Raw genomic sequence first — 19,971 nt, 5'->3', positions numbered from 1 at the left:
TGGCAGGGGCCTTTTAGACTTTAGTTTACCATATCTAGAACGGTTCCACTTACATTAATTCCCGTTAAGATTGTATCTTGATTGCAGTCTTTTGTGACAGTTCCACTAAAGTATAGAACGTTGGAACCAACGCCTCCCACATACGTCAAACCAGTAAGATTTGAACCACTGAGATTCGCGCCATTTCGATTGGCAACAATTTCATCAAAGATGACAGCAATGGTTACCGTTTCTCCTGCTTTATAGTCGCCTGTTGCCATAGAAGCAATGCCAATCTTGCTTGGTTCTTTAATATCATAAGGCGCTGAATATAAGGTTCCGCCCTTGTAGTACCAAGAATGTTTCAACCATCCTGAGCAATATGCCCCAGCAGAAATGCCGCAGGTTTCACCCATTGAATAGAGGATATAGTCCGTGCTATTTTGTCCGGATGCATACTTGCTTGCTTGCAAGGGGAAATCCAACTCCACGCCGCTAACCGTAACGATTATTGTATTTGAGCCAGGCAAACTTGCCATATATGTCGTTTCATTTTTTTCATCCACTCCATACACAAAGGCCGCCTTTGTACCAGTCGGTAATGCGCTAAGCGAATCATCATCTTTTCCCGTTGAAGTACCATTTGTATGGTTGTTGAAAAAGACAAGTCGAGTGATCGCTTGACCATCATCTACTCCTGTAATATCAAGTTTTACCTTCATGGCACTAGCTGTAGCTTGAAAATAATTTTTCACAGAAGTTGAATCATTTCGGCCAGCAAGGGGATTCCCCGATAGTCCCGTGTACTTTGTAGATGTATATTTACCATCGATCTGTTCATTAATTTCTTGTTCCGTAGAATTCGTTGCAAAAGAAGTAAAGTTATATACATCACTCGATACAAGGTAACTACTATTTTTCAACATTGTCCTTGTTGCCTTGGAAGTGCTACCCAACAGTCCTCCACCTATTACTTTGACAATTTCTAGCTGATAGGTTCTATCAATGTTGGAATAACTTGTTGCAATTTGACCATCGTAGGGCCTATCCACACCATATTCCGTGATGGTTACTGTTTTACTTGTTTCTCCATCCGCAAAGTTCACAGCCGATGCATTTCCACCCTGGTGAACAAAATGGGTACCACCGATTGCCGATCCATTGATGGTGCGGAAATAAACTGTCTGCTGCCCCACATTTTGAGCATCATTCGTATTGCCATTGCCCTTTCGAGTGATGGTAAAAGTGTTGTTTCCATTGTTAGTCAGTGTAAAGGTACCCGCAAAGCCCCATTTTGCATACAAGGTTGTATCACCTATACTGCCTTTTGTGATGCTTGTTACCCTACTACCTATGAAACTCGGATCTTTATACCAACCCATAAACCCGTAGCCATTGTCTCTACTGGGGTCATTTAGCATCATATCATTACTTTCTACGGTGTAGCTAAATGGATTATTCAGTGCTTGTAGGCCACCATTAAGTTGATAGTTTACGGTATAGGTCACAAGCTGCCACTTGGCATACAGGTTCAGCATACCGCCTTCTGCAAGGTTTTCAACCATCTGACCATCCATATAGCTTGTGCCAGTCCCATCAGATTTTGTGTTCCATCCAATAAAGGTATATCCGTCTTGGGTGAAGCTATTTGCAGTCAAGGCCTTTGCTGCCGCATCATAAGTGAAAAGTTGGTGTATGTTTGCTGTTCCATCTCCCGTGTTTTTATTTAACACAACCCTATAGGTATTGGCTGTCCAGTTGGCGTAGAAGGTCTTGGTTCCTGTTTCACCTTGTTCAATGGCAATGCCTTCCACCTTATTGCTAAACTCAGGTTCTGCATACCAACCCTCAAAGGTATATCCAGCTTTATCTTTTGCATCTTGTAAAGCAATACTACCGCTTTCAATATCGTAGCTTGATGGGTTATCCACAAGATTCATGCCACCATTTAACTGATAATAAATCGGATAAACCACTGCATTCCATATCGCAGTCAAAGTAATATTTTTTGCCGGCATGGTGCTAAAAGTATAGCCTTCGTTAGCAAGCTGCCACCCATTGAAAGTATATCCCGTCTTTGTCGGAGCAGTCGGGGCTGATATTGCCGTCCCATAATTCTGCGTAATCGATGTAAGACCAGAACCACCATTACTGTCAAAACTTACCGTATACTCATTTACATTCCACTGAGCATAAAGGGTTACAATACCTTCTGTTGCCAGATTGGTAATACTTTGGGCATTTGTATAGGCTGTGCCATTTCCGGCCTTCTGGGTATTCCATCCAAGAAAGCGATATCCTGTCCTAGTAAGGGTATTGGCACGCAAGGACCCAGACTGATCGTAGGTGTAGCCTTGATTATCCATTTCACCACTGCCACCATTTGCATCAAATTCTACTTCATAGGCATTTGCTTCCCATTTAGCATACAGGGTATGATTGCTTGGCGTCTTTACCTTGGTTGAGCTTGTAATTTCACTACCACCGCTTCCAGCCGTGTACCAACCGCGGAAGGTATAGCCTATCTTACTAGCACTGGTTTCCGGTAAGTTTGCATACGTGTCATCATAGGTAACCGTGATTACCCCAGGCGCTGTCCCTGAGCCTGTATTTAGATCAAAGTCAACGGTATACTCTTTTGCAATCCAATGAGCATACAGGGTCTGATTCGCAACAAGGTCTACTGTTGTACTAGCAGAAACTTCGCTTCCACCACTTTCCTTCGTAAACCATCCATCAAAGATATAGCCAGTTCGAGTAGATGTATTCATGCCACCATAGCTACTATCGTACGTAACCAGTATGTTCGTGGGAGAACTGCCACCATTTCCATCAAAGGAAACCCGATACTGCCTTGGCGACCAGGTTGCCGTATAGCTCAAATCATGGTCCGGCATGGTGTTTAGGACTGTAGCATTCCAACCAGCAAAGGAATATCCTGTGCGTGTTGCGCTTGGTGCTTGAATACTCGCGCCATAGCGGTAATTTTCATGGCTTTCTGTGCCGTCTATGGTCCAGGTAATCGTATGGACATTTCGCTTGTAATCAATTCTGACAATCGTTGAACCATCACCAGCAATGTTTTCTTGTTCAAACTCCTCTACCGTAAAGCCTAGGTAGCTATTGGCAACAGCGGCTGTATCGGTGTCGGTTTCGCCATAGAGCCTTGTCGTTTCTTGGAGCGTGTATTCACCACCAGCAGCATCCTCTTGGTAGTGCTCTACCATATAGGCAATATCGGTATCTGCTGCCCACGTTGCCGTTAGAGTATGGTCTGAAGCTGTTCTTACTATTGTGCCCGCCGTAACGACAGCACCATCTTCATCTACCCAATTGACAAACTGATAGCCTGCATAACTCGGTGTAGGAAGTAGGTCATATCTACTATCGTAGACAACTTCCTTGGTGTTTACCTCTAGTGGTAGACCACCATTAACCTTGAAGGTCGTCGTATACCGATTGGCTGTCCAAATAGCCTCATAGATGCTATTTTGTGCAGGCATGCTTGCCGGAACGTCCTTCCACTCATCAAAGGTATAGCCGGTCTTGTTGTCCGGCATAGTCGCTGGCAAATGAATTGCATCACCGAACAAAACTCCCACGGTGGTTTCATAGTCAATACCATTGGCAATCCACGTGATGTCATAGCTGTTTCGGTTGTACAAAATGGTTGCAAGACTACTACCATCGGGGGCAATGTCTACTTGCTTGTAGCTTGTATCGGCTGTGAATCCTTCATAGGATTTCGGAGTAGCCGCCGTTTGGGTAGCCGTTGTGCCTTCCCTTTCCTCAAGTTCCTGGATGGTATAAGAACCACTTAAGTCCTCACGAATATGCTCTACGGTATATAGCGTATCCGTTGCCGGTTTCCATGTCGCAGTGAAGGTCAGTTCATCACTTCCCATCTTAGCGTCTTGGCCTAAGCCACTCCAAGACTCAAAGACGTATCCTTGTTTTTTCGGGTTACTTGCTGGTGCAGTAATCGTCTCCCCATATTTCACTTGCTCTGTCTTAAGGAGATTTCCCTCAGCAATCCAGTTCACAGTGTAGCGATTACGACTATACTTGATTTCTACCTTTGCGCTACCATTCGGCAAGATTTCAACTTGTTCAACCCCAATGACGCTAAAGCCCTCGTAGTCTTTAGCCTGGGCTTCTGTTTGGGCTTCTGTCCTACCCACCTTATTTTCAATCTCAACTAATTCTCCACTAGTTGGATACTGATTCCTTAAATCTTCTCTAATATGGGTAACCGTGTAAGCAGTATCTTCCGCTGGTTCCCAGCTCGCCGTATAGGCAAGGTCTGAGGTGCCCATCGTGTCATTTACCTGGTAACCCTCCCAACCGGAAAAAACATACCCTTCTTTTGTAGGATTTTCTCTTGGTGCTTTTATGGTTGCCTGATACTTAACAGCCATCTTTGTACTATCTTCTCCATTGTCTGGACTAAAAATAGCATCATGGCTTTCACGCTGGTAATTAACCTTGATAATCATTTTCCCATCTTTTGTAATAATCGGGGTATTGGTTACTTCACCACCTACTGTTACGTCTTTAAATGTAATACCATCTTCTACAAGAAAACGATTGTCAAAGATGGTTTGAATATCTACCTGGCTTCCGGTTATACCTGTTTTGGTATCATCTAGGCTTTGCAACGCGAACTTTCCGTTTGTCTGCTCCACATAATACTCCACACGATACCCTGTATCGTCGGCCGGTATCCAATGGGCTGTATACTGAATATCTGTAGCTGGCATTGTTGCATTTTCAGTTATTGCAGGTGTCCAGCCTGCAAAGGCATAGCCCTTGGAATTTACAGTAGGAGCCGAAATGTTTGCACCGTATTTCAGTTCACTGACAACATCTTCTCCCTGCGCCTCGCCGGAAGAATAGGTCACAGTATATATTTCTCTATCATAGTAATAGCGCAAAATACTTTCACCATCCGGTTTAATGGTTAATTGCTTGCTTTCAGGCCTTTTATAACCTGGGTAGTTTTTGGTAGCGGCAGTAACGGTACTGTTGGTGGTGCCTGTTGATTCTACCGTATCTAACATCTCATACTGGCTGCTACCTAAGACTTCACCGTAATGCTCAATCCGGTAGGGTGTATCGTTTGCAGGCGCCCATTTTGCATACAGTTCCAGGTCAACATTGGCCATTTTTTCAGGAAAGGTAAAGCTTTGGGTCAGTGCTTCATCCGAGAACCAGCCCTCAAAAACATAACCTTTTTTCACGGGGTCGGCCGGGGGAGCAATAGGGGTTCCATATTTTTTAATCATAATTGGAATACTGCTTCCACCATTGGATTGGAATACAATCGCATATCCATCATTCAGATTATCCCAATGCAAATTAATCCTCGTACGAATGGGCTTCGAGGTCCATGCCAGAGGTTGATTGATCCAACTAACTACCATTTGACTATCTAGTGTGATATCTTTTTCATTTGGTGTAATTACGAGCTGATTTGTGCTTCTGTCATAGCTGAACTTATCATTGGTCATCTCAATGGTAAAATAGGCCTCGGAATCATCGTAAATCTTAGTACCGCTATCCCCGGTCTTTAAATCAAGATAAAGCATCTCGAAAACGTCGTCCGGTACAAAGGTTGTTCGAATCGACTTTTTCATGGAAAGTACAGGCATCTCTCCTAGCTCATACGCAAAGTCTTGAATATTTTCTCGCATACCCGCCGACCATAAGGGCCATTCATTTTCATAGAGGGTCGGATTGTAGGAGAAGGTTCCAGCAAAAGCTTGGGCTTCAAAGGTGATTTCCAAATAGATGCCCAATTCAAAATAGAGTGCACCGGAATATTTGCTTTCCTTTCCCATAGAAGCAGTATAGGTCAGTTGATAATAGAAGTAGCCATACATCTTGATGTAGGCCCCGGCCTCTGCTCCAAAACCGGCACTAGCAAATTTTTCATCGAAAAGAGCTATCTTCGCTTCCAACTTTAAGCCTGCCCGCAAGCCTAAGGTGCCCATGACGTAGAAGGTAAACTCATATTGTTCCTCAACTAGATCTAAGACATCACTGGTTACATTTCCAGCAAAAACCTCAACATTGTAGGAATACCGCTTGGCTGTCTTATACCAGAATTCCGCACCCAGGGAGATATTCATGTTCGCTTGGATTACAAACGTGAGCGACATGGATACTTGAATAATCATGATGGGTGGGATGTTTTGTTTTATGTTTACCATCTCTTGCTCTACAAGGTTTACCCAATCACTCTCGGTGTCCATCATCGCCTTGTATTTTTCAATTAGGTCATTTGCGGGATCATCTTCTTCTTCTTCGCTACCAAGACCGTCTTTAACCTCATCGACTAATTTTTTCAATTCATCGACAACGTCCTTCATTTCCTCATCATCTGTCCATTTTTTATCCGCATATTCCTTCGTTACGATGCTTGCATGAAATGTAAGACCCGTATAATTATAAAGGTCAATGTTCGCGGTCACTTCATATTCAGCAATGTATGGGAAAATAGACCACCATTCCCAACGTGCACCACCGTCGATATTAATAGCCGTATGAAATTCTTCTTCAAATTCACCCGTCAGGTTAATCACAACTTGGGCGTCGCCATCTTCTGGGACTTTGGGACCGATGGTGATTTTCGCTTTTATCTTTAAAGTAAGGTGTATACCAGAAGTGTTTTCAAAATGCTGCAAATTCGTGTCGATAATAGCCTCTGGCGAATCCACTTCTACTTTTACATTCATATCACTGCCAGCCATAAGTTGAACCTCTTCCGGACTGAGTGGTTCACCATTTTGATTTAGAATTGCATAATTTCGTAATTCAAAGTCTTCCGTGATTTCTGTGAAGGCATTGGTCTCTAATGCCATAGCCGCTAGATATTGACCGGCATCATCTACAAATCCACTCTCTACTGCCTGCTGTTCAATCTTAGCTTCAAAGGCTTCCACATCCACCTCATCCAGCATATCTTCACCGTCAATTTGATCGGTATTATACATATCCATTGCTGCGAGCATTTCTTCTAATGTGACTGCTTCATAAACAATAACATAGGACCCATCACTATTTAATACTGCTGTAATTAGGCCAAAGCTTTCCTGCCTAGGCCCATTCGACCCGGTAGTAGTTGCCTTTAAATCGCCATCGTAAAAGGAGATATAGTCTCCCACATCCACTTTTGTTTGAGAATCAAGCCCAATGGGAGCATATAGATCATCTGAAAAATCCATCGTGGTTTCTGCTACAGTGATGGATTCATTGTTCGGATTTCCATCTGTATCTGCATCGACAGAAACAGGAAGAACGTCCGGCGTAAACAAAACATCTTCCACATCAGCCGTTTGATACCCATAGCTAGTCCCAGATATCGAAGTGATTTCAATATAGGCAATGTTCCCGTTGGCCCCTTCACGTGTATCATCTAGCACACGCTCATTAGGATGAATTCCTTCATAAACAGCAATGGTGTCACCTACAAGCAAAGAGCCCTGCGAAAAGGTAAAGGTTCCTTCTACGAGATCACCGACAGTAGAACCATTCTCCGTAACGTTCAAAGGTGTTGAATTAATCCTAGTAGTCTTGGCCCCATTTTCTCTTATATTACTGATGTCTTCAAATTTTATAAAGTTTACTTTTTCGTTTAAAGTTAAATTGAAAACATCGTCTTTTTGGATGGTGAAGTTAAATTCCCTGGCTTCTTGGGGAAAATTATCGAAGGCAAGCTGTTCATCATTCAGTGTTAACTTGTAGCTAGCTCCTTCTTCGAAGCCATCTTTTTCTGCTCCATTTTCACCACTGTAGTTGAGGCCGGAGACGATAAAATTGGAACCCTTTTTCTCGATGCTAGCCCATTTTTTATCTTCTTGTGAGTTGAAATTTTTAAGGGTGATAAGACGTTCAACTTCATCCGCTGACATGGACTGCAAACCCAATATTGTAATGGTGAAATCTCCGTCTTGATCCATTGCACTGGCGAAACGATTTGTTTCCGTCTCAGCAAGAGGAACCGCCTCCCCCCACCTTGCATATAGGGTTAGACTCTCACGTACTACATCATTGCTGGCAACCAGTTCGGTAAGTTGTTTGTCATAATACCAACCGCCAAAAACAGAACCTTCCTTGTAGGGCACCGGCAAATTGGATAACTTGCCACCCTCCTTACGAGAAAAACTATCTACCGCACTGCCACCATTGCTCTTAAATGATAGCTTGCAATAATTACGATGTGAATTGTCATCATTTGAATCTTGTTCAGAAGTAGACGCTTGGGTAAGCATCTCCTTGATTTGCACAGAGAATGCCGCCCCTTCTGCACGGGTTGCCTTGTTTTGCGGGTTAAAGTATCCATCTTCATCACCACTGAGAAGTCCGCTTGCCCAGAGTTTTAAGACAGCTTCCTTTGCCCAAGGCGAAATATTATCTACATCTTTTGGCAGGTTTGTTACTGTACTTTCAGGATAGGGAATTTGATAGGCATCAAAATAATTCGCCGTGAATGTAGCCATCTGCTCCCGGGTTATTTTGCTATTGGGGCTAAACTGGTTATTACCAGTCCCTTTTGTTATCCCTTTGTCTACTGCCCACATAACATACGGTACGTAGTAGGCATTTTCTTTAAGATCGCTAAATGAAGAGTCGGACATTGGATAGGTGCCATCAAATTGAGCCATATGCCCCATAATCGTCACATACATAGCACGGGTCATGGACTCTTTAGGAGAAAAAGTATCTATACTGGTACCCGAAAAGATATTTTCATTAAATGATTCCATCACGGATTCATAAAACCAATCATCGGGGGAAACATCTTTAAAATATGGATTGGTGCTTTGCTCAGCAGCATAGGCTATCGTAGCTCCTGAATTAAACACCATACAAACGCAGAGCAACATACTTACTAGCCGTCTTCTCATTAGAACCCTCATCAAATAAATTCTCCTTAGTATTGTTGTTATGCAAGCGTCTTCCAGCAGGCTTACAATTTCACCTTGAACTTACATCCTTTTTCTTACCAGTGCTTCACACTTTATCAAGGTACGATAAAGTATTGATTTCCACTTCATAATATAGCAAATATAAAAGTCCAAATCCGGTTTTGGGGTAATTGCTATTCTTTTAGGGATAATTGCATTTGGGGATAAAAAAAGCAGCTACCAGAGTGAACCGGTCGCTGCTTGTAAAATCATTGTTATATATTTTAATGTGAATTCAGAACAATTTGAGCGATGAATGTACTCCCCACCACCGAAAATCCCGCTGTACCATCATAACTTTCGGCCGTATAAAGAATACTTTTTGTACCCGTCCCACCGACCATTTTATGGGTTATAGGAAGTTCATCTTTAAAGAGGATATCTAGGGCACAGGTATTCTCCACCTTAATCCGCAATCGATGGTCAAAATACTTGATTGTAACGATAATCTCTTTTTTCTCATCTTTTGGTAACCGCAAGCATCCCTCAATGGCATTTTCTAGGGCATTTCCAAGAACACAAGTGAGGTCAATATTATCGATACCAATCTGCTCGGGTAGACTCACCTTAAACTCCGTTTCAATATTCTTTTCTTTTGCCTGTTCAGCATAAAAGTTTAGAATACTGTTCGCAATTGGATTCAAGCAAAATGAATTTTGATGATGCTTTTCCAACGCTTTATCACAACTTATCATATAGGACTCTAGGTTAGTGATATCGCCATTCTGGAGTAACCCCATGATAACCGCATTGTGATGGTGCATATCGTGTCTTTGCTGAGAAGCGAGAGCCGTGGTCGCCTTTTGTCGAGTCAACTCTGATTCCCACAATTTTTCTTGTTGTGACACAAGCAATTGACGCTTTTCCAGTGCATACTTTTCAACGATTGCGCTCGCCTGTATATAAAAGAGATAGTACACAGCCAAAGACAGTAGATATACCATGAGAATAATGACTCTTGACCAAGTATTGATCGTCCAATACCAATACGGTTCGGGATAATAAATAATCATGCTTTGGGTAAGCAGTAACAATAGCGGGACCCATATCGCTGCACGCCATTCCTTATCTAAGCTATCTACAATCCTGCGAAAACGTGGCCGCACGAATTTAAACAATAAGGGAAGAATAATAGCATAAATCAGCATGCGGACAATAATTCGAACACCAATAAAGATATTTCCATCCAGATTCATAACCAAGGTATCGCTGGTATAGCTTATAAATACATAGATGTTAACAAACGTTAGAAAATTAAAGAGAGATACAAAGAAGCGATCCTCGGAGCAAATCAGAAACCAAGGAATCTGAATTATGAGAATGACGAATATTGCAAACCGGTCTAGCGAATCAGAACCAAATATAAATAGGATTGAGGAAAGAAGGATTATTCCGCAAAGCATTACGGCAAGCCCAATCATAACTCTTTTTTTGATCGGTTCCCTAAAATGCATCACAGAGGAAGACAATAACGTAAAGCCCATAACCGATTGCAAAAATGATAAGAATACTAGAATAATATGGGACACGTCAGCTGCCTTCTTTCGTTATAGTCTGTAGATTGTTTTTACTGCTGGGAAAAAACTAGCCTTCTATTATGAGGTCCATTATTCATCTGTGGACATTTGAAAACAAAGAAACTGTTCTTTAAGCTTTTTATAGGCCCGGTAAGGATAGGCCAACTCTTCACCTGAATCCAATATGACAGCATCCTTTCGTATTTGCCGAATGTATTTCAAGTTCAGAATCATAGAAGAACCACAGCGTACAATAATCTTAGCTGGTACTAGGAGTTCAAAGAGTTCGGAGGCAGTCATTCTTACTTCCACTACATTTCCTTTAATGGTATGAATGACCTGGTAATTCTTTCTACCTGTTTCAGTAAAAACGATCTCTCTAGTAAAGAGGCGAACAAAGCCTTCTGTCGTCTTGAGTGTGACCGTGTGATGCCGCCCATCTATTAATCGGCTTAAAACCTTGTCCATCGCTGAGAATAGAACACTTTTGGTATATGGTTTAACTAGGTATTTTGCAGCATCCACCTCATAAGCATCAATCGCGTGGTCCCTAGAGCTAGTAATAAATATGATTTCACCTTTGTCATCAAGTTGACGAAGTTCCCGAGCAGCATCTGTACCAAGCATGCCAGTCATGTAAACATCCAATATGAATATATCAAAACTGCCGTATTTTTCTACATAGGATATCAACTCTAATGGAGCAGAAAAAGTAACGATTTCTATGTCATATTGGGGGCGCCGTTGTTTATACCTAAATAGAAAGTTATAGGCACGCTCTAGTTCTTGCGCTTCATCATCACAAATTGCAATTTTAACCATTAAGTTACTTCCCCTTTGCTCGATTACCTTATGCTCTAATCCAACTATCCAACAGCCCGTCTACGATGATTTCTTCTTTCAGTTCCTACATGCACAAGTTCATCCTACTGCCCCTATCTTACTGCGATAAATTTTGCACTGTTTGTATCAAGTTGCAGGTGGAGGGCACTAAGAAGCTTGAATGAGGATTATTGTCTCCTTGCACTGGATTCAACCTATCTCCATACTGCCGTAAAGCTGATTGTATCATATTTATATAGTACCTAACATACTCCCCCCTTTAAAAAGAGGGGCTCTCATTCCATTAAGCCAAAATTTGGTTTAGCCTGACCTTCTTTCATTTTCGAAGCAGAACCCCTTCGTTCTTATTAGGTAGTTAATACTTCTCTTATATAACCTTGTCCCCACTTTTCCATCGCATCCACTACTTCCAAAAACTCTTTTCCTTTGTTCGATAGACTGTATTCCACTTTGGGAGGGATAACGTTAAACATTTTTCTTACTACCAATCCTGACTTTTCCAGTTCTCTAAGTTGGCTAGTCAGATAACTCTGTGTAATATTGGGAATCATCCGTTCTAGTTCGGAAAATCGTTTTTTACCGTCTTTCAGAAGCCAAATGATGACAATTTTCCATTTGCCTCTTATAATTTTTTGAGTTATGCAAACTGAGCACAGCTGCCCCTTTGATTCTTGTGCCAATTTACATTCGGTACATTCTTTTATAAGACCCTCTTTGTCCAAACCATCTTCCTCCTTTTGAAGCTACTATTAGCTATGATTTTGAATAGTACTATGTTTTTCCATAGTTACTATTTAAAATCTCTGTACTTGTTAATATATTTGCTTATGATAGTATCATACTATAAAAATAACGTTAAAGTAACCATGGTTATTATCAAAGGAGGAAAGCAATGATTATACCTGAAAAAGTAGTAACGTTACTCAATGACCCCGAGGCAAGTAAGGTATTAACAACTGTCTCAAGCGAGGGAATACCCCATTCAATTGTTGTTGGTAGTATTATGGCTCCGGATGAAAAGACGATTTGTGCTGCAGAGATTCTTATGAAGAAGACATCTGAAAACTTAGCAGGAAATAAGAATATTGCTGTTTTAGTTGTAAAAGGAACCGAGTCCTATTTAGTAAATGCCTTAGTAGTAGAGCGTCAAACAGATGGAGAATTGTTTGCTAAAATTGCAGAACAAACAAAAAAGGCAGGTATGACAACAAGGGGTGTATGGATTTTTGATCCAACAGTAGTATACGACCAAAGCGCTGGACCTAGTGCAGGAATAATAATTAGTAAATAGCACATAATATTTATCATCATATAACCAGTCTGTAAAATCTTATCTTCAAAACAAGATTTTACAGACTGGTTTTTTTAGAGCAAATACGCTCGGCAAACAATTGAATTGGTAAATCGCTATGACATCATTTTCCTAACTTGCTTTTAGGGATAAACATAATTTATGTTTTTGCATCTTCAGTAGTCAGACTGCCATTATTTGAACTGCAGACCTCTATCATTTCTCCCATAATTCACTTCCGCTACCATGGATATAGTATACTTAAACAAAGAGTGGTGCTTGGCATCCCCAAACATTCCTTGCACTACCTTCCGAGAACCCTATAGACCAGGGTGTCTACAGGTTTTGTGGGGTATTCAACAAGCAACGACTAGCCACATATTTTATGAAACCAATTACTGGTGTCGCACAATCATATTTCCCACACGAATTTATATATACATACTGGCTTATCTGTATGGCTTTGGTTTTAGTTTGTTAAAGGAGGTGAATAACATGATTGATAAACTTTTTATTTCTTCTATAGTGATTATTTTATCCATAATTATTAATAAATTTTCAAAGAAGATTGGTATACCTAGCCTCCTATTATTCATCGGGCTCGGATTATTTTTTGGTTCGGATGGAATTGTTCGAATTCCATTTGATAATTATCAATTAGCGGAAGTTATCTGTTCGGTAGCTCTTATCTTCATTATGTTCTATGGTGGGTTTGGTACACGATGGAAGACTGCCAAGCCAGTAGCCGTGAAAGCTCTTCTTTTGTCTTCAGTTGGGGTCATACTAACGGCGCTACTAGTTGGTCTCTTTTGTTATTTCATCCTTCGCATAGACCTACTTGAAAGTTTTCTACTCGGTGCTGTAATAAGTTCTACTGATGCAGCCTCTGTCTTTTCAATTTTAAAGTCTAAAAAACTTTCTTTAAAAAATCAGGTCTCACCAATGTTAGAGTTGGAAAGTGGAAGCAATGACCCTACTGCATATATGCTGACACTCATCGTACTAGAAATGATGAATGGGTCTACTACATATGGAAAATATGTTTATATAATTGCAGGGCAATTCATTATTGGAATTTTATGTGCCCTTGCTTTGTCCTATATTACAATAAAGCTATATAACAAATTCGATTTGAAATCAAATGGATTGGAAATCATCTACTTTGTAGGCATGGTTTTATTATCTTTTTCCTTGCCTGAGAAAATAGGGGGCAATGGTTATTTGAGTACCTATCTTTTTGGGATCATAATTGGAAATCAATACCTTAAGAACAAGCGTGTTCTCATAAATTTTTTTGATGGACTAACTGGGCTTGTGCAAATATGCATTTTTTTCCTTTTAGGCCTACTAGCCTTTCCGTCCCAGATGCCCCAAATCATATTTATTGCTTTTTGTATAACTGTTTTCTTGACATTCGTTGCTCGGCCAATCGCTATTTTCACCCTATTGAAACCTCTGAAATGTGATATGAATCAAATTGCATTAGTATCATTTTCAGGAATTAGAGGAGCATCTGCTATTGTTTTTGCAATCATTGCAACGGTAAATCCTGCTTACTTAAAAAACGATATCTTCCATATTGTTTTTTGTGTCGTTTTATTCTCTATCGCTTTCCAAGGAACACTGCTTCCTTACGTTGCCAAAAAACTAAATATGATCGATCAAGATGGTGATGTGTTAAAAACCTTTACCGATTACCAGGAAGAAAATGTAATTCAGCTTATTCGTTTACCGATTGCATCTAACCATCCTTGGATCTCTCTCAAAGTAAAAGAATTGGAGTTACCACCACAGGTGTTAGTAGTAACCATTATTAAGCTCAATAAGGCAATTGTACCAAATGGAGATACTATTATTGAGCACGGTGATATTGTCCTAATGGCTGCTCCTGGATATGAAGAATACATCCATATCGAAGTAAATGAAATTAGAATACATAGTGACCATGATTGGAAAGAAAAACCAATACATTCAATCAAAATTGATTCAAATAGTTTAATTGCAATCGTTAAACGTGGAAATAATATAATTGTTCCTAACGGGAGTACCGTGATAAAAGAAAATGATAAACTGGTTTTAGTCAATAACGTTGATTAGAAAGTAGGCCCAACTATTTTCCTTGTTTCCAGGACCTTTTGTTACATCATTTTCATCATAACAAAAAATTAAAAGGCTTCTTAATACCTCAATCATTGCCTCTATCCAACAACGACTTGTGACTTAGTCTGCATTCCGAACTAGTCTTACAGAATTGAATATATTGTCTTCTCCTTCTGAGGATGCAGCACTTTCTTCATATTTTGGAGAAAATCTAACTGCTCCTGCACCATGTGATGTATATCCAAATGCCACATACCAGGCAGAGTTATAATCTGGCTCATGTTCACTGAAATAGGCAGAAGTACTGGTCCAATAGTAATAGTTTGGGTTTTCTTCTGTCTCAGTGCATTGGAAGTAGTTTTGATTGATGGCTGGATAAGCCCCAGAGTAATCTACAATGCTCTGTAACTCTTTTACATCTGGAAGTCTCCAGTCTGTGTATCCGGCATACTCATAGTTTTCAGCTAGTTCAAGCGCTGCTTCCCATTCCACACATTCTCCTACATCGACAGCCATCCACATTAGACCACTTGCATTATCTGTCACGGTGCCATCCTCGTTATCTGTATAATCCTCTGCTCCGTAGATATCACCCCGCACGGGACGAACATATTTGCCCATGGTGCTAACTTCTGCAGGGTATGCTTTGATATGGCCGGTAACATGGTTTACCCCAAATGCAATTCCTTGCAAGCGTTCGTCTCCCTCTACTTGAGAAAGAGCACTAGTCCAAAACTGACCGCCTTCTTTTGAAGCACTTTCTGAGGGTCCTTCGGTCGTGCTTTCAGTAGCATCACTTGGGTCTTCTGGCAGGGGTGCCGGTTCTTCTCCTTCCATACTCTCTTCTTCACCCTGCGGAGCACTGCCCTGAGGTCCGCCCTCAATTCCTTCCGGCGTGACAACTGCACTCTCATTAAATGTAAAGTAATCCGTGTTTATATACGGCCAGCCCTCTGAGAAATCGCTGAGAGAAAATAATTCCTTCGGTGTGGGAAGTCTCCAATCTGAGTATCCGGCATACTCTAGATTTTCAACATAGTCCAACGCTTCAGAATAGGTCATCTTTACTGCCTCCGGAACGGAGAACCACATTAATCCCGTGTTAGCATCACTGATCGTCCCATTTCCATTATCCGTAAAGGAAAATGCTACACTAGCATACTCTGCATCTTGGCCAAACCCAGCTTCTCCTTCTGCGGGATCGATAATATTTCCGTCCTTATCGTAGCTTGTCGTCTGTCCCGTTGTGACAACAGGAGAAGACGCTATTGTTTCGCCTTCGTTCTGTGTCTTTCCGCACGCTGTGATAGACAGGGTCATAGAGCCTACCAGAAGCAGTACCATTAATTTTTTCATATTTTCCTCCTTATTGCTTGTACATTTTCTGATTGCATTCTTCTTCAATTTACAAGTCCTACCTAATAGCTATTCTACTACTTCAGCCATCACATATCCATTCCCTCCCCAGACAATCCCTGACATGCACATTATTATCTTACAAAGTGAGATCTAACCCCATTTCCAAACTAAACATAGAATTTTTCGGTATTGTCCTATTTTTTGTTCGACTTCGTAAGTCTTGATATACTGGACATATACATAGAGGCTACAAAGCCCAACTTGCAAGGCTACTACCATCCATACGGGTATAGGCTTCCTTGCTTTTCATGATACAGATTCAAATTAAAATACAATCTAGAATATCCGTCATCATTACGGAACTTCTATTACTCTAGCACGTCAAATCAATAACAATACAATACTTGGAGGAATTTACTATGAAAGCACCAAAAAAGAGCTTGGGATTCGTACTGGCCCTCAGTTTAAGCATCGCCGTAGCAGCTGTTTCCAGCCCAATAACTGCATTTGCGGAAACGTCTAGTACTGAAGATGCCACCACCCCATCCCTTGCATCCAGCCAACTAAAGGGGGATGCCATTGTTAAAGCGCCTTTAGAAAATGACCAACTACTTGTCACTGTTAATGACATGGATATTATGCTAAATGTTTCGGAAGAAACTCTGGCAATCGACTCCCAGACTGGGCTTCCAGCTTCTTTGAAAGAATTAAAAGTTGGTGATCCTATCTTTGCTTATTACAGCCCAGCAATGACTAGAAGTATACCACCCCAGTCTCATGCAATTGCAATCGTCACCCAGGTGGAAGAGGATAAAAGCCATGCTGAATTCTTCACTGTTAGGGAAATCATTTCAAGAAATGATGGAGAAGTCCGAGCACTCAACACAGCAGGTGATTTGATTGTCACTTTTTCAGAGGAGAACCCACTAACTCCATATAAAACAAAACAATATGTGACCCTGGATGATATTCATGTAGGAACACAACTCTTTGTTTGGTATGACATCGTGGCTTTGAGCTATCCGGGACAAACAGTTGCAACAAGCTCTGTACTAGTAGGTCAAGCAGAGGGACTGGGCGTAAGAGCCGTCTATACCCCTATGTCGGGTGTGGAGGATGCTGTGACAGTTACGATTATGGATAAGGCCATACAAGTAGATGGTACATCGCTAATGGACCAGAATGGTCTTCTCATGGTTCCCTTGTGTTTGGTCGCAGAAGATCTTGGTTTTAAAACTGATTGGAAAGGCGAAGACCAAAGCATCCTGCTCGATGATGGCACGGTTAAGACAACGCTTTACATCGGCTCTGACAGTTATTTTAAAGCTAGCAGTCAAGCTATTGGGCTCACACAGAATTTTAGTATTGGTGTAGCACCAATACTGATTGACGGTAGAACCTATGTACCCGCGGCGCTCTTTAATCTCCTTTATAGTGATAATGAAGCGGTTAAAGTTCAAGTAAAATAATGGCTAATTCCCAATAGCATAGAACAAGAGCCCCTCAGGAAAGATAATTTAATCCTGCACAAAGGGCTTTGCCATTTCCAGCAGTTGACCACGGAACCCGAGAAGCAGCGCAGGTAAAGAATCTTTGGCGACTCTGGATTTGAATAATAATTCTATGAAGGTACCTTGAAAAACTAGTTAAGCCATCAGCTGATTCCCTTTTAGGTTCGTTTTGTCACATACCTAATTTGGAGTTTGCTGATGGCTTTCCCTTTTCTTTAATCATGGTGTCCACTTAATGATAAACGCCCCAACTGATGCATACACTAAAAAAATGAGTCCGGTAGAATACCGAATTCATTCTTCTATTGTCGTTTTATGAATCTGTCCAATGTGGATGCGCTGTTCAAAATAGTTGCCTTACTTAATAGTCGAATTGAAATATGCAAACTACAAATATGTTCATAATTGTAACTGAGAAGTCCATTTGTGATATATGAAAAACATCAAATATCCGATTATTAGTCCAATCGTATTCAAAATGATATCATCGACATCAAATGACCCTAGTAGGGTTATGAATTGGAATATTTCTATTGCAACAATGCTAGCAAGGCCGATTGAGAGTGTTTTCCAGAATTGTCTACATCCTTCATAGGCAGCAGGTAATATGATTCCAAATGGAACAAATAAAATCATGTTTCCTAGAATATTCTTTAGGGCCCACCCTTGTCTAATGTATTTAAGTTGTCCCGTAATGGTTCTTAGTGGAACTAAGTTTAGATTCCACAATCCATTCATGCGGCTTAATTTATATGAGTCCATCCTATCAATAATACTTGCCATAGACCCATCGTATTTCACTACTACAAGTAGGAACAGAAGTACAATATATATCCAGAATATCCATGCAATTATTGATTTCTTCATTTTCCTCTATACGCCTCTATGCCGAATCAGTTTCCATCAAAATAGTTTTCACTTTTTTTGACTCACCTTCCACCTAACATACCACCTAGATGTATGCTCGCCCATACTATGTTTTACAGATTATCCGTTTTTAATCTCTTCTTCGCCTAGCTTTCAATGGTCCGTACTCTTACGACGATGGTCTCTTTTTCTTGCATATAGGAATGCAATACCCATTATAACGATATACATAGCAATGATAAAAATCACTTGATTCAAAGCATTTGTAGCTTCATAGTAAAATACCAATAGCCCACTAACTGAAAGCAATATAATTGCTATCATCGTAATCAGGGGAGAAGACTTGGTTTGCTTTCGTATCTTGAAATTGGCAATTGCCATCAGCAATGAAACGAAAAGGAACGTTATGCTTCCAAATTCTAGTAGTAATTCTAGACCCCCAATAAGAATTAATAGGCTCGAAGTTGCTGCCATGGTTACAATTCCGTTTACAGGAATATTTTTCCTTTTATTAGCAAGCACACTAGGCATATATCCATTTTCTGCAACAACCACCATCTGGTGTGAAGCGCCAAATAGTGTACCACTTATTGCGCTACTTGTTGCTAGCAAAGCTCCGAATATTACGAGTCCAGAGCCAAGGCTACCAAGCACCTTCCCCGCTCCGGCTGCCAAAGCATATTCCTTGTTTTGAATAATGTCCTTAGCGGGTATTGCTAGAACAGAGCCAAACGAAATAATCAAGTAAATTGCCGTCACCACTGCAAGAGAATAGTAAATCGCACGACCAATATTTTTATCTGGGTTTTTCATTTCATTCACGGCATTATTTACTAGTTGAAATCCTTCGTAAGCAACAAAAGTAAGAGAAGAAACAGTCAGTAGACCCAAAATGCCTGCCTTGCCTGCATCTATCGATAGGTTATGAATAAATTCGGAATAATTAGGTGCTCCAGATTGTATTAGGACCACAGAAATTATTAGCAAGACTACTAATTTTGTGTAGACAATAAGGTCTTCGATCTTTCCCATTCCTTTTACACTCCATACGTTAACACAAGTAAATATGGCAATTATACCAATCGCAATCATCTTGCGTATCCATATATTACTCGCATATGTGGATCCACTAATTGCGTATGACGAAAAAGTATATGCATAAAGCGCAAGGGTGCTAATGTATCCAAAAATTACCAGCCACCCAATGACGGATGAGGCAAAATGTGAGTTCGTATACGTCTTTTTGAAGAAAGAAAAAGATGCTCCTTCATCCTTATAGTAAACACCTAGCTGCACATATGAGTAGGCAGCAAACAGCGCAATTATTCCTCCTACAAAAATAGCCAGAGGAGTCCAAACTCCAATCATAGCAACGGATATCCCTAGCACAGAAAAAATCCCACCACCAACCATACCACCCACTGCGATTGCAATCAATTCACCTAATCTCAGGGTTCTGTTTCGTTTTTTATGAAGAGTCATATTATACTCCTTCTGCATTTCAAAATACTTGAAATACGTATCGTTAGGGTCGG

Annotated in this window: 10 protein-coding genes; 3 read left to right on the top strand and 7 right to left on the bottom strand. The window is 40.8% G+C overall.

All coding sequences use genetic code 11. The features are described 5' to 3' along the window. Positions 1–20 precede the first annotated feature (20 nt). The 4 genes from JR334_00380 to JR334_00365 form a co-directional block, all read right to left on the bottom strand. Complete coding sequence (locus tag JR334_00380; GenBank protein ID QRN85737.1) at positions 21–8,888, bottom strand: InlB B-repeat-containing protein; 8,868 nt, start codon at positions 8,886–8,888, stop codon at positions 21–23. Between the two features lie 284 nt (positions 8,889–9,172). Beyond that, complete coding sequence (locus tag JR334_00375) at positions 9,173–10,477, bottom strand: sensor histidine kinase (GenBank protein ID QRN85736.1); 1,305 nt, start codon at positions 10,475–10,477, stop codon at positions 9,173–9,175. Positions 10,478–10,555: 78 nt separating this feature from the next. Then, positions 10,556–11,287, bottom strand: a complete 732-nt coding sequence (locus JR334_00370; protein QRN85735.1) for a response regulator transcription factor — start codon at positions 11,285–11,287, stop codon at positions 10,556–10,558. Between the two features lie 368 nt (positions 11,288–11,655). Further along, a complete protein-coding gene (locus JR334_00365) occupies positions 11,656–11,988 on the bottom strand; it encodes a helix-turn-helix transcriptional regulator (protein ID QRN86807.1) in 333 nt (110 codons plus the stop codon). A 212-nt stretch (positions 11,989–12,200) separates the two neighbouring features. Here JR334_00365 and JR334_00360 point away from each other — a divergent pair, with 212 nt between their 5' ends. Both JR334_00360 and JR334_00355 read left to right on the top strand, forming a co-directional pair. Further along, entirely contained in the window at positions 12,201–12,599 is a 399-nt protein-coding gene (locus tag JR334_00360) for a pyridoxamine 5'-phosphate oxidase family protein (protein ID QRN85734.1), read from the top strand. Positions 12,600–13,094: 495 nt separating this feature from the next. After that, entirely contained in the window at positions 13,095–14,696 is a 1,602-nt protein-coding gene (locus JR334_00355) for a potassium/proton antiporter (protein ID QRN85733.1), read from the top strand. A gap of 123 nt (positions 14,697–14,819) precedes the next feature. Here the strand turns inward: JR334_00355 and JR334_00350 are convergent, their stop codons facing one another. Next, positions 14,820–16,055, bottom strand: coding sequence for a DUF1566 domain-containing protein (locus JR334_00350; protein QRN85732.1), 1,236 nt, complete (start codon positions 16,053–16,055; stop codon positions 14,820–14,822). A 422-nt stretch (positions 16,056–16,477) separates the two neighbouring features. Between JR334_00350 and JR334_00345 the strand changes: the two genes are divergently transcribed. Continuing rightward, entirely contained in the window at positions 16,478–17,527 is a 1,050-nt protein-coding gene (locus tag JR334_00345) for a copper amine oxidase N-terminal domain-containing protein (GenBank protein QRN85731.1), read from the top strand. A gap of 441 nt (positions 17,528–17,968) precedes the next feature. Here the strand turns inward: JR334_00345 and JR334_00340 are convergent, their stop codons facing one another. Together JR334_00340 and JR334_00335 are read right to left on the bottom strand one after the other, a co-directional pair. Then, a complete protein-coding gene (locus tag JR334_00340; protein QRN85730.1) occupies positions 17,969–18,436 on the bottom strand; it encodes a VanZ family protein in 468 nt (155 codons plus the stop codon). A gap of 153 nt (positions 18,437–18,589) precedes the next feature. Next, positions 18,590–19,918: an amino acid permease gene (locus JR334_00335; GenBank protein ID QRN85729.1), complete on the bottom strand. Its 1,329-nt coding sequence runs from the start codon at positions 19,916–19,918 to the stop codon at positions 18,590–18,592. Positions 19,919–19,971 lie beyond the last annotated feature (53 nt).

The sequence above is a fragment of the Clostridia bacterium genome (assembly GCA_016887505.1).
GTDB lineage: Bacteria > Bacillota > TC1 > TC1 > UBA5767 > UBA5767.
This window is presented reverse-complemented; position numbering and strand designations above follow the sequence as displayed.